11 protein-coding genes are annotated in these 12,536 nt (G+C 30.4%); 5 read left to right on the top strand and 6 right to left on the bottom strand.

The genetic code is table 11. The features are described 5' to 3' along the window. Nucleotides 1-119: 119 nt before the first annotated feature. The 4 genes from LQV47_RS22560 to LQV47_RS08940 form a co-directional block, all read right to left on the bottom strand. Complete coding sequence (locus tag LQV47_RS22560) at nt 120-284, bottom strand: integrase core domain-containing protein (protein ID WP_354960592.1); 165 nt, start codon at nt 282-284, stop codon at nt 120-122. Between the two features lie 2,062 nt (nt 285-2,346). Further along, nucleotides 2,347-2,694, bottom strand: coding sequence for a helix-turn-helix domain-containing protein (locus LQV47_RS08930; RefSeq protein ID WP_230036039.1), 348 nt, complete (start codon nt 2,692-2,694; stop codon nt 2,347-2,349). 442 nt (nt 2,695-3,136) lie between these two features. Then, entirely contained in the window at nt 3,137-3,667 is a 531-nt protein-coding gene (locus LQV47_RS08935; protein ID WP_230036041.1) for a nuclear transport factor 2 family protein, read from the bottom strand. A gap of 490 nt (nt 3,668-4,157) precedes the next feature. After that, on the bottom strand, nt 4,158-6,110 hold the full coding sequence (locus LQV47_RS08940; RefSeq protein ID WP_230036043.1) for a S8 family serine peptidase: 1,953 nt from the start codon (nt 6,108-6,110) through the stop codon (nt 4,158-4,160). A 641-nt stretch (nt 6,111-6,751) separates the two neighbouring features. Here LQV47_RS08940 and LQV47_RS08945 point away from each other — a divergent pair. The 4 genes from LQV47_RS08945 to LQV47_RS08960 all read left to right on the top strand — a co-directional run bounded on the left by LQV47_RS08945 (nt 6,752) and on the right by LQV47_RS08960 (nt 9,955). Further along, on the top strand, nt 6,752-7,591 hold the full coding sequence (locus LQV47_RS08945; protein WP_230036045.1) for a DUF5777 family beta-barrel protein: 840 nt from the start codon (nt 6,752-6,754) through the stop codon (nt 7,589-7,591). Nucleotide 7,592: 1 nt separating this feature from the next. Then, on the top strand, nt 7,593-7,946 hold the full coding sequence (locus LQV47_RS08950; RefSeq protein ID WP_230036047.1) for a hypothetical protein: 354 nt from the start codon (nt 7,593-7,595) through the stop codon (nt 7,944-7,946). Between the two features lie 11 nt (nt 7,947-7,957). Next, entirely contained in the window at nt 7,958-8,503 is a 546-nt protein-coding gene (locus LQV47_RS08955) for a YceI family protein (RefSeq protein ID WP_230036048.1), read from the top strand. 504 nt (nt 8,504-9,007) lie between these two features. Further along, a complete protein-coding gene (locus tag LQV47_RS08960) occupies nt 9,008-9,955 on the top strand; it encodes a glycosyltransferase family 2 protein (RefSeq protein WP_230036050.1) in 948 nt (315 codons plus the stop codon). 231 nt (nt 9,956-10,186) lie between these two features. Here the strand turns inward: LQV47_RS08960 and LQV47_RS08965 are convergent, their stop codons facing one another. Together LQV47_RS08965 and LQV47_RS22565 are read right to left on the bottom strand one after the other, a co-directional pair. Continuing rightward, a complete protein-coding gene (locus LQV47_RS08965) occupies nt 10,187-11,272 on the bottom strand; it encodes an IS481 family transposase (RefSeq protein WP_230036052.1) in 1,086 nt (361 codons plus the stop codon). 166 nt (nt 11,273-11,438) lie between these two features. Beyond that, the gene (locus LQV47_RS22565) at nt 11,439-11,603 is read right to left on the bottom strand and encodes an integrase core domain-containing protein (RefSeq protein WP_354960628.1); all 165 of its coding nucleotides are present in this window, start codon (nt 11,601-11,603) and stop codon (nt 11,439-11,441) included. A gap of 439 nt (nt 11,604-12,042) precedes the next feature. On the opposite strand from LQV47_RS22565, the gene LQV47_RS08970 reads away from it, so the two are divergent. Continuing rightward, nucleotides 12,043-12,483 carry a transposase gene (locus tag LQV47_RS08970; protein WP_230036054.1) on the top strand — a complete coding sequence of 147 codons (441 nt, stop codon included), beginning with the start codon at nt 12,043-12,045 and terminating at the stop codon, nt 12,481-12,483. Nucleotides 12,484-12,536: the final 53 nt, after the last annotated feature.

Below are 12,536 nucleotides of genomic sequence, written 5' to 3' on the forward strand. Positions count from 1 at the left end.
CAAAAGTAAGGATTTTTTGTTCTTCTATAAGTTTCAATAATTCCTTATTTACCATAAATTTATTGTCTAAAAGCTTTTGTATAGAGTTTTACCATAACAATCTTTTCGGTATGTATTTTTTATTTGTTGCAATATGACAGCCATTTATTTGGATACAATTGTAGCCTTTCAATGCTTCTGTAAATTTTCTTTCTGAAAGCTATGACATAACACTCTTCCTTTATAGTTCCATTAAAACTTTCATACATGCCATTGTTTTGAGGATCTTTGGCTTTGGTTTTCATGTGATCAATGTCTTCAATTGCTAAGTAAACTGATATTCATATTGTTCTCTTATTCCACAATATTCAGTTCCCCTGTCTGTTAAAATTCTAAGTAAAGGAAGCTATTGCTTTTCAAAGAAAGGAATCACCTGATCATTGAGGGTATAGGCAGAAATAAGAGCGTTCTTACAATTATATAAATTTTGCAAAACAATTTTTGAATAATTCTCTATTAAAGTTTGATGATAAATGTAACAGACCTCTTTATATCTCACATGATATATGTAAATATCCCAGATGGTGTATTTCGATCTCTGCACGGATTTTCTTTAGCTCTATCTTATGTGAAAGGACCTCTGCCATCTTAAATCTTCTAGCGCTTTGTAATTTAAATTTGAAAATATGCAAATCATTTCTGAGCAAAATACTTCTAAATTCGCATGTAGAATAATAAGACCTTTCTTTTGAATTCGTTTTTACTCTGAGTTCCCATAACTATGTCAACAATAGCCTTTTCAAAAGCCTCATCTACACGATTCTTTTAATACAGGTTTTCTTCTGGAAACCTCCTGCAGGGCAAGCTCGCCATCTTGTCAATTCATTTCTTTAAATCGACAGAAACTGTCTCGGGAATAGGGCATTACTTTACATCCTTGAATATATTGCTTAAATGTTGTGCTAATTCAAGCAGGCATAAATTCTTTTTGATATTTGTTGTGGAGTTATAATTAGGTGTAAGGTAGTACTGATGTAAGTTATACGCAGTTCGTTATTGTGCAGCTAAATCAAGATTTCGCATATGATCTTATCTGTTTTTATATTCTCGAACAAATAAAAATCTTAAAATTCTGTCCAAGGATTCAGGTTACATCATTCATTATGAAATTTTGTGTAGGCGTTTCAGTCGGAATAATGCGATTGTATTTCCTATTCTTGGCATTACGATTTCAGATTTTGTGCAATAAACTCAGGACTGTTATTTACTGATATTTTCTTACGCTTTCATCACATTAGTATTGTGCATAAAAATCAATACTTAAGTTTATATTCGGATAATCCGACGAAAGATACTTTTACCTTACCGTGAGTGAAGACGTTTCTACCTTTTATTCCTCAATTAAGGTGTGAATTTTGTATACTTGCTTCACAATAAACAATTAATTCCTGCTTCGGAGCATGTTAAAGCTTTTTTGAAATCACATTCCGATCAAAAGATTTTCCAAAGTAGGTTCTGTTACAATTTTCTGTACTGTGAAAATTCCTCTTCCAATTCTTTTTGAGCGTTGCTGTGTGTTAAATCCAACGCATTTGCTGTTTACCTGAAAAAGGGCGAGCTGGCTGATCCTGTGTTCCCAGTAAAGTTCATTAACTGTTTTCCCTTCTTCAATACAGATAAAATGATATTAATAAAAACTTCTAAAAATTACTGTTTTTCCAGATTTATCGCAAGTCAGAAATATATTTTAAATATTACTTTTTTCGGAAGATCATATAAGCAATGAATAATGTAGTAATTTATGATATTCAAAATATAAGGCAAATTATCTTGTGAATTCAATAAGAGTAGTGTTTAGAATTGTTTTGATAAATATACTCTTAAATATTGATGCTTATAGTAGGTTTAAAAGTTATCTGTAGTTTTACTAGTAATTAAAATTACTTTGCTTATTACAATTATTGTTACTTACAGATAGTTCTTTAGTTATCAACTATAGAAAATGTTTCGTGACCAGTAAGTACCGAAGCCTTGTCATTTTAAGGCAAGTTTTGGATTTGTAAAGAATAGATAACTTCTTTTTTGAAAATAAAAAGTAGAGCAGGATTAGCAAAGTTATATCATTTAATCAATTTTTATCTTGATGATGCTATATTTAGTTTAAACCGTTGTAAAGAAGCTATTATTTTTCAAGTTTGTACAAATGACGGGGCTGCCTTGCTCTACTATTTTTATTGATATTGAATTTACAATAAATATTTATGTAAATTCCAAATAAGTTCCAGAAATATCTCTACATTATTCCAGTTGAAATCTTATTGATCTTGTCTTATGTTGATATTATTATCAGAAGTTAATCTAATGATATTACATGCTTGATCTTGAATCCTCATAAAGTGCTCTCCTATAATCAATACCCCATTTTGTTATTTCACCAATGATTGGTATTAATGTTCTTCCCAAATCTGTAAGATTGTATTCAACTGTGATTGGTTTAGTTCTTACAACAGTTCTGCTTATTAAGTGATTCATTTCCATATCTTGCAATTCTTTTGATAGCATTTTTGTGGCAATACCATCAACATCACGTAGTAGATCCATAAAACGCATTTTTCCAGTGCGAGCCAATGTTCCCAAAATATGCAGTTTCCATTTTCCTGAAACAATTTCTATGGTATCCTTAATAGCTGCTATTTCCTGTTTACAAGTTTGCATATTTTTAAAATTTTATTTTTAACCATTATTTACGCTTAGAAATGATCTCTTTTAACATTTGTCTTTTGATCTCAAATTTAAAGCTATCAATATCTATTACCAAAGTTGTTTATAATTGAAACTCCTTATAGACAATCAATTTTTATAATATAAAGCAAATTTATAAAGTATGGAGTTATTTTAAAAAAAAGTGTCTATCACATAAATATCTCATTGGTAATACTATAAATAATTTTATTGTGCTGTTTTAATGGATTATGATTACTTCGTAGATAAAAAGAAAAATCTGCTAAAAAACTTAACAGAAATTAAATACTTTGTTAATAGAAAAATGAATATTGGTCAAATAGCACATATTTCAAAAAAAACAGACAATAAGAAATTCTTATTATCTGTTTTTTAGAAAAACTGAAAATTAAATTGTTAGAAAAATCTTTATTAATTAATTCTGAAATGCTTCAACAGCAGCTGCAGTATTTGCAAATTCTTCTAATTTTGTGATAAGTCCATTTTCTACCGTATAGACATGAATCCATTTTTGGGTAAGGATTTTTTTATTCGAATTTATTTCCTGTGTTTCTTCTCCGGTCACAATCACAGTATTGTTTTCTCCAGCAACCATTTTATCAACTTTGAAATTAAGTACTTTGACATTATTTATAATATTATTTATAAATGTTTTTACGCCCTCTTTTCCGTTATAGGTTCCGGTATACGGGATAGGGGGGGCACCATGATAGATCCATACAGTATTCTCGGAAACTACTGCTTGTACTCCAGGAATATCTCCTGCTCCAAAAGCAGCATAATTTTTCTTTACAACTTCCATATTTGCAAGGTTATTGTCAACCACTTTTTGCGTGATTTCCTCATCATTACTATTGTCACAAGAAAACGAAATAAGGGCCATTGCCAATAATGTAAAGACACTTAAAAATAATTTAGAAAAGTTTTTTAATCTAATTGTAATCATAATATTAATTTAAATTTGTTAAAGAAAATGTAATTGTTTAGTTTACTATAAGCAAAAATAAAATTAACAAAGAATATTATCACTATTGCTTTCCTTTTTGAAACTAGTTTCAAAAAGGAAAGCAATTTTTTGTTCTCTATCGTACAATAAGATTATTTAATTAATGATTATGTAAGATATGAATCTTATTGTAGAAAATGAAAAACCAGTGATTACATATGAAATTCAATATTATGCATTTGTTTCAATCACATTACTATTAAAATGAACAGTATATTCTAGTACTAGTAATGATGTTTTTTAAATTCGGAAAGCTAAAAATTACTTATATAATATTTAAACTTCTGAATTACAACTTGTCTAATAGATTTTTTGCTATCCCACGCAGTTATAGGATTGAAATTATTGGACAAATATTTTTTCAAAACTATTTTGCTATCTGATAACAAAAAGATGTCTCAAAACGATAGCTTTAATTAAATAATTGAAATTATTTTTTTATAAACTTATAACTATTTTCATCTAGTACTAAGATATATCTACCACTTATTAAAGAGGATACATTAATTTTAGCTTCCTTAAGAGTGCTTTGTAGTATAGCTCTTCCTGACAGGTCATAAATTACATAAAGAGTGCCATCTTCTACATTAAGAAGATTAATCTCTGTATCTACAGGATTAGGATATATGATGGCTTTGGAATTGTCTTTATTAGTACATGGCTGGGACGTAGCAATCAACGTGTCTCCTATACTTTCTGTAGCTATACCAGTTACAATCAATGTATAATTTTGTAATCCGCCATCCAAAATTCCTTTATGACTGATTTCTATTGTATATTTTCCGGCTGGAACAATCCCAAGATCTACTCTTTCAAAATTGTCATTATCATTTTCTGCCCTTGTATTTGTAGAGCGAGATGTTAGGACCCAAGGTTGGTAAACCGTATTGTCATTTTCTCGAGTTACTTTTAGATCCAGATTATTAACCAATCTTTTTGTTGTATTATTATTTAGCTCATTTCGTGCCTGTATTACTCCTCCCTTGTCATACCACGAAATAGAAACTGTTAAATTTTTTACTCCGTCATAATTTATGGTAAATGTTTCTTTTGCGTTATTACGTAGAGTTTTATTTTCGATAAGTGAGGCCTTTCCTTTTTCGTTAATGGTTTCTACCATTTTTTTTGCATTCAGTAAACCCCATCCAAACATCGAGTCCGGACCTTGTATTCCAGCATCATCGGCAGTATGTAAGGCTAGTCCCTTAATTTCTGCGCCCAACATATATCTTTGTTGAACATTCTTGTGATGTTGTTGTATTAATGCTAAAGTACCTGTTACGTTCGGTGAAGCCATTGATGTCCCAGTCTTTGAATCATAATTAGTATTACTACTTAATGAACCACTAAATGCAACGGAAGAATATATATTCGTTCCATAACCTGTAATATCGGGTTTAATTCTTAGATCATCTGTTGGCCCTTGACTGCTCGTATCATTAATAGATGCACTTATAAAATTACCACAACGATCTACAAGAACACTTTGTGCGTTTGCTACAATCAAAGCGTTTTTAGAAGTTCCGGCTCCAGTTAATTTATCAAACAAATCAGTTGGTCCACCCATTGGACTTGCATTAATTATTTTTTTTGCATTGCCAATAGTATTATAATAATTAGTCCCATCATTCCCTGCTGAGTGTACTGCAAGGTAGGAGGTGGCATTAAATAAAATGTCATCCCAGTTTTTCGAGTCTTCTGTATAGGCTCCAAATAATGAATCATCAAGTGTATCTGATAGAAGCGAATAGGAGTGATTTGATAATAGTAACCCTCTGGATACTGCTGCAATCACTTCAGATTTATCGGAGTTCCAATCATAATCATCTATTTGGGATTTTGGAGCCATACCTTTAGCCTTTGATATTACCCCTGCTGCTCCAATGGTCCCAACAACATGTGTTGAATGATCACTGTTACTAATGTTATTAAAAGTAGCATTATCTTTTATTGTGACTCTGTTATCAAATTCAATATGTGTTGCCCGAGCAGCTCCTCCATCCCATACACCAATGACCATATCTTCTCCGTTAAGGTTTAAATCTAGAGCACCTCCACTATTAAGGAAATTTGTTCTGGTGGATTTTGCTGCATTTATATTATCGGTAGTATAATAGACAGGCTTACCGTTTTCAATCCTTATTAATTCTCTCAGTGATCCTTTCCTCGTTTTAATAATAAGCGGAATATTGTTTTTTTTTGCATATACTATGGCTTCTGCTTTATCTGTTTTTTCTTTTTCATGAAAGGTCTCAAATAACTTTAACAATTTTATTTGGTCATAATTTTTTACAATTTCACTTCTTTCTCTTTCTGTTTGTCCAAAAATATGGACAGAGGCATAGAAACAGAAGGATGCACTAAAAAGGAATTTTTTTTTCATAATCTAGTAACTAATATAAATGTACTTTACATATATAAATTTCAGATGCATGGTAAGCACCTATATTGAATAGCGAATTTATAGAAGTCAAATGATTAGAAAAAAGATATTGATACAACATACCTATCTCAATTAAGAATTCTGGAATTATAGACGTGTTTATTAATGTAAATTTGTTAAATTTTTCTTTTTAAAGAGTCCCAAAACCATTTATATTCCATATTTGTTATTAATGTTTAAAAATGTACTCTATGTGTTTTTTTTAACCTTACCAATATCATAGCATTGATACGGCCAATTTGATAATTCATATTTATCAGTTCTTTTGCAATATAGTTTCAGGTCGACAATACATCATAATTTTTATTTTATGCTTAAATAATTTGGCTGAAAATATTAATAAAAGAGGGAATATTTATAGCTGAGATATGTATGTAAGATTTAGATTTTCTTTATATTTTTTTTTTTTAATGTATTATTGCTGTAGAAATATTACTCATCTATTGAAAGTTGTCTAAAAAAACGACACTTATTACTTAATATTAGGGCAGTCCATAGTTTTCTAAAGTAATTAATAGTTGATATTGCTCAAACCACCAGCTCTCCATTCTAATTTAACTAAAAAAACATTAAATGATATTATGAAAAAATCAATATTACTTTTGTTAATGTCTTTTTCAAATTTTGCCTTTTCACAGCAAGACTTATTAAAGGATATCGATACTGTAAAAGTTCCAGAAAATTCCCAACCTGCTTTTAAAGCTTTACAAATTGTAACAGCACAATCTACTAAGCTTGCTGCAAAGGGAGAATGGTATATGGTAGTCGCTCACCGTTTTGGAGATATTAGTGACGGATTTAAAAACTTCTTTGGTTTAGATGAGTCATCTACTAAATTAGGTGTAATTTATGGACTTAAAGATTGGTTATCGTTGAGCGCCGCAAGGGAAACAAATCTCAAAACATTTGAATTCGCGGCTAAATATAGATTACTGAAACAAAATGATAAGTCACCTGTTGAAATTGTTGGTTATAATGTAGTTGCCCTTAATACGGAATTAAGCAGAGATAATTATTCAAATTTAGAGTTTAGAGATCGGCTTACTTATCTTACCCAAGCTCTTATCTCCAGAAGATTTAGTGATAAGTTGTCAGTGCAGTTAACGCCGTCATATCTTCACAAAAATCTTTATGATCCAAATATTGAAAATAAAAATCAATTTTTAACTGGAGTGGGGGGGAGATATAAAATATCAAAGAGAATATCTATCAATGCGGAGTATTTTCTGAATTTTGATAAAAATGGTTTTTATAAAAATCCTTTATCAATAGGAATGGATTTGGAAACTGGGGGACATGTTTTTCAAATGGTATTTACTAATTCATTTTTAAATTCAGATACTGGGTACCTTAGCAATGCTCTAGGAAATTGGGGCAAAGGAAATATATATTTTGGGTTTAATTTATATAGAGTTTTTTAATATGAAAAAGATAGTGTACACAATGCCATTAGTTGCTATGTTAATTTCTTGTGACAGTAGAACCTACGGGGAAATTTCAGATAATATACCGGTCATCACTAAAGATGTAAGTTATAATGTAGAAATAAAGCCTATTGTTGAAAGTAGATGTATGGGTTGTCATTCAGTAGGTGGGCCTGGGTCAGTCCTGCTTCTAACAAACTATGAACAAACAAAAAATAATATAGATAATATTATAGATAGAATACAACGACCGGCTGGCGCTTCGGGAAGAATGCCTCCAGCAGCACCGCTTTCCCAAAGTCAAATTAACTTTTTCACTCAGTGGAAGGCAGGTGGCCTTGTTGAAAATTAAATGATAAAATCATGAAAAATTTATTATCAATTCTTATACTACTACTGCTTAGTAATAATCTACTGGGCCAAAAATATAGCTCTAAAAAGGGTCAAGTAACATTTGAAGCGTCAGTTCCATTATTTGAAGACATTAGCGCTAAGGAAAATAACAATGTTTTTATATTCGATACAGATACAGGTGGAATAGCTTCTATTTCTTTTGTGAAAAACTTTAAGTTCACAGTAGCTTTAATGGAAGAACACTTTAATGAGAACTATGCTGAAACAGGTAAATATCCCAAGGTAACATTTAAAGGTAAAGTGTTAAATTTTGACAAAAAAAAAATAACTATTTCACCGCAAAAGTTTACCATTCAAGGAATATTAAACTTTCATGGAGCAGATAAGGTTATTTCATCACCAGTAACAATTTATACTAAAGATGGTAAGATTTATTTTCAGGGAAGCTTTGTTGTAAAGCCTATTGATTTTAAGATAACAATTCCCAAAGTTGTAAATAAAAAAGTAGCAGAAGTTGTAAAAATTAAATATGATTATATATTAACATTACAATAAGAAATATCTATTGCTAGTTTTATAGATAAGCATAGAACTTTTCAAGGATAGAGAGATTAAGTTATTATTAAAATTGTCCAAACAACATTTGCTTTCATTATTATTGTTCACGATACCTAGTCGGAATTAAAACCGGCTTATTTACGAAAAAAGTAAAAAAGTAAGTAGAAAAAAGTAGTAATTATCCTTAGATTTTGCTATACTGTTCGGTATCCTTCTTACTTGCGCTAGTGTTATTGCATTCGTATGCACAAAATAAAAAAAGGAGAACTAGAATATTTTTTTTGCAATCAAACAGAAGGGTAGTCTAAGAACGGTATAGTGGTGAAATAATTTTTTTTGTAGTTATGTTACTTCTTAATGTACTTGTATTTATCAGCATATACTTTTCAACGTGAAATTTTCAATTCAGATATATCAAAGGCAAAAGGGACTGCTAGGTACAATCATAAGGAGAAAAAAAAATTAAATGATCATATAAATAATGTTCATAAGAATATTAAAATGAAAATATCAGTAATTATTCCTGTATATAATGCAGAGAAATTTATTCGTAATGCAGTAGAATCTGCTGTACGGCTTGAAGAGGTTTGCGAAGTTATTTTAATAGAAGATCAGTCGCCAGATAATGCATTGGCGATTTGCAAAGAATTAACGTCAAAACATAATAAAGTAAAACTATATCGGCACAAAGATAATGTAAATTGTGGGGCGGGTCTTAGTAGAAATCTGGGAATTAAAAATGCTGTAGGGGATTTTATAGCCTTTCTTGATGCAGATGATTTTTACCTCCCTAACCGATTCAATGCTGAAAAAGAGCTATTTAAAGATCCAAAAGTAGAAGGGGTTTATGGGGCGATCGGAGTATGTTATTATTCGCAAAAGGCTAAAAATAAATACTATAAAGTTTTTGGCGAGCGTTTAACAACTGTATATAAAAGATATAAGCCTGAAGATGTTTTTCCAGGGCAAATAGGAATGATTGGAAGTTTTGGGTTATTCAGTGTAGATGCATTAACAATAAGGAAAGATGCCTTATTTAAGATGAACATTTTATTTAAATCTCTCCGAATGCACGAAGATACGGAATTTTTATTTCGTTTATCTTACTATTTAGATCTTTATCCAGGTATATTGGATAGGCCAGTAGCTATGAGAGGAATTCACGAAAATAATCGGATTACTAAAATTGAAACAAGAGAAGAAAAGCCAGCAAAGACTAGGGTTTTATTATGGAAAGAAATAAAGGATTGGGCAGAGAGTGAGGTAGAAATTTCTAAAGAAGCAAAGACTCACATTATTAGAATGCATCGTAGCTTTGAAATTGCTAATTCAAGATGGCTAATAAAACGGATTATGATATTAAAATATGCGATATTGGATTATTATAGTATCCGTTCCGGGCTTTATAATATTAATTTTTTTAATAGAGGAAAATATAGACTAAAATGATTAAAAATAAACAGGGATTTCTACGGAATTTTTCAGGATGTTATAATTATTTGTTATTGTACCTTAAGAAATGAGAATTTCAGCAGAAAATAAGAGAATAAATATTCAGTTTAACACGAGGTACAAACATTAAAAATCTATTCGAACAATGTAATCAAGCTAATTTTGTGACATCCTAAATGTAATAGCCACAACTTGATCTGACAGTTTGGTTCTAAAAATATTTGTCAGTTATTCGATATTGTCCTTACTTCCAAAAGTAAGGATTTTTTGTTCTTCAGCAAGTGTTTCCAATAGTTTCTCTTTTGCTATTGTTTTACTATCTAAAAACGTCTGCATTGGTGTTTTACCATAACAATGTTTTCCTGTATGGGTTCTTTCATTGTTGTAATACGACAGCCAACTGTTTAGATCTAATTGTAGTTCCTCAATGCTTCTGTAAATTTTCTTTCTGAAAGCTATGGCATAGAACTCTTCTTGTATCGTTCTATGGAAACGTTCACAGATACCGTTGGTTTGGGGACTTTTAGCTTTGGTTTTCGTGTGATCAATGTCTTCAATAGCTAAGTAAAGCTGATATTCATGCTGTTCTCTTATTCCACAATATTCAGTTCCCCTGTCTGTTAAAATTCTAAGTAAACGAAGCTCCTGCTGTTCAAAAAAAGGAACGACCTGATCATTGAGCATATCAGCTGCAATGAGTGCATTCTTACGGTCATATAACTTGGCAAAAGCAACTTTAGAATAAGTATCTATAAAAGTTTGTTGATAAATATGCCCAACACCTTTTATATTACCTACATAATAAGTGTCTTGTGCTCCTAAATATCCAGGATGATGAGTTTCAATCTCTCCATGAGCTTTTTTCTCTTCCTTCGCTCTTTCTAATGCTGAAAGTTGAGATTCAGTAAGAACAATACCATCCTGAGCGGATTTTGCTTCCAACGCTTTTAACCTCAATTTAAAAGTATGCAGATCATGTCTGAGCCAAATACTTCTAACTCCTCCTGGTGACACTATTAAACCTTTCTTTTTAAGCTCGTTGCTTACTCTAAGCTGTCCCAAAGCAGGGTTATCAATGGCTATATCAACAACAGCCTTTTCTATAGCTTCATCTACACGATTCTTTAATACAGGCTTTCTTCTGGATATTTCCTGTAAAGCAAGTTCCCCGCCTTGTTCATACAATTCTTTAAATCGATAGAAACTGTCTCGGGAATAACCCATTACTTTACACGCTTTAGATACATTTCCTAAATGTTGTGCTAATTCAAGTACACCTAATTTGTTTTTGATGATTTTTTGTTGTGTTGTCATACTACTTAATCTATTTTAAAGTTATTCAATTTGTTGATAACTGTCAGATTAAGTATTGACTAATTCATCCTAAATGATAGATTCTTTCATTTTTTTGTTATATTTTTTTAGAGCTTACATTCCCTAATGCTTTGTGCGATCTGTTATAATTGTATTCAATCCTCCATTAATTTGCTTTCTCTTCAGTATCCTGTAAATTTTTAAAGACATGAATATTAAGAAGTTCAGTTTTACAACTTTTATTCAACCTTTCTATGAGACTGTTTTGAGTAGATTTCTCAAGTTGATATAATGAATTTCTATTAATTCTCTGGAGCCCATAACTGAAGATTTAGATATAAACTCGGGACCATTTTCAACTCTTATGCGTTTATGCTTACTTCTCTGCTATTTTAAACAATCTAAAAACTCTTACTACTCTTGCAGAGCAGATGCTTTACCAATTTTTTTCCATAGAAAGCAATTTCTGGTTATAATGATCAGCTATATTTAATATTCTAAATCTTCTTCCATCATATAACTATCGTTTATAAAAATCCATTATCCAGCATTTATGTTTACAGCATATTTCTATTGCGTTCTTTAAAAGTTCCCGCTCTTTGAAAATTTAAAGTTTTTTTATTTAAAAACTGAATCTAATCTTTACTAAAAAATGAGTAACATACCAAATGAGATATACATGTGATATTGACTTTTTGTGCTTAACTAAATGTTATTAATAAGTTTGCACTGTAAATATTATTAATAAAATTAGTAGATAATACCACAATATGACAAACTTGAAAGAAATTCATATTGGAACAATAATTAGGCTTTTAGTCACTGAATCCGATATTGATATGTCGCGTATATGTAATTTCGTTAATTGTACTGAAAAAGAAGTTGAACAAATATTTTTAGCTGAAAGTTTGGATTCAAAATTACTTTTACGATTAAGTAAACTTTTAGAATATGATCTTTTCAGAATATATTCTCAACACTTAATTATGTATGCCCCGCCCAGGAAGATAAATAGTCAAAATAATGATATACGGGAAAAAGCATCAGCTATTCCTCAGTTCAGAAAAAATATATACACCAAAGAGGTGATTGATTATATACTTGAAATTATTTTAAATGGCGAAATGACTAAAAATGAGGTGATTGTGGAGTATGGAATCCCAAAAACGACATTATATACTTGGATTAGAAAATATTCACCAAATTCTTAAAAGGCTAATTATGATGAGCTTTTAATTCTGCTGTTACGATTTACGAACATAAG

This window comes from Chryseobacterium sp. Bi04 (genome assembly GCF_918698085.1).
In the GTDB taxonomy this organism is placed as follows: domain Bacteria; phylum Bacteroidota; class Bacteroidia; order Flavobacteriales; family Weeksellaceae; genus Chryseobacterium.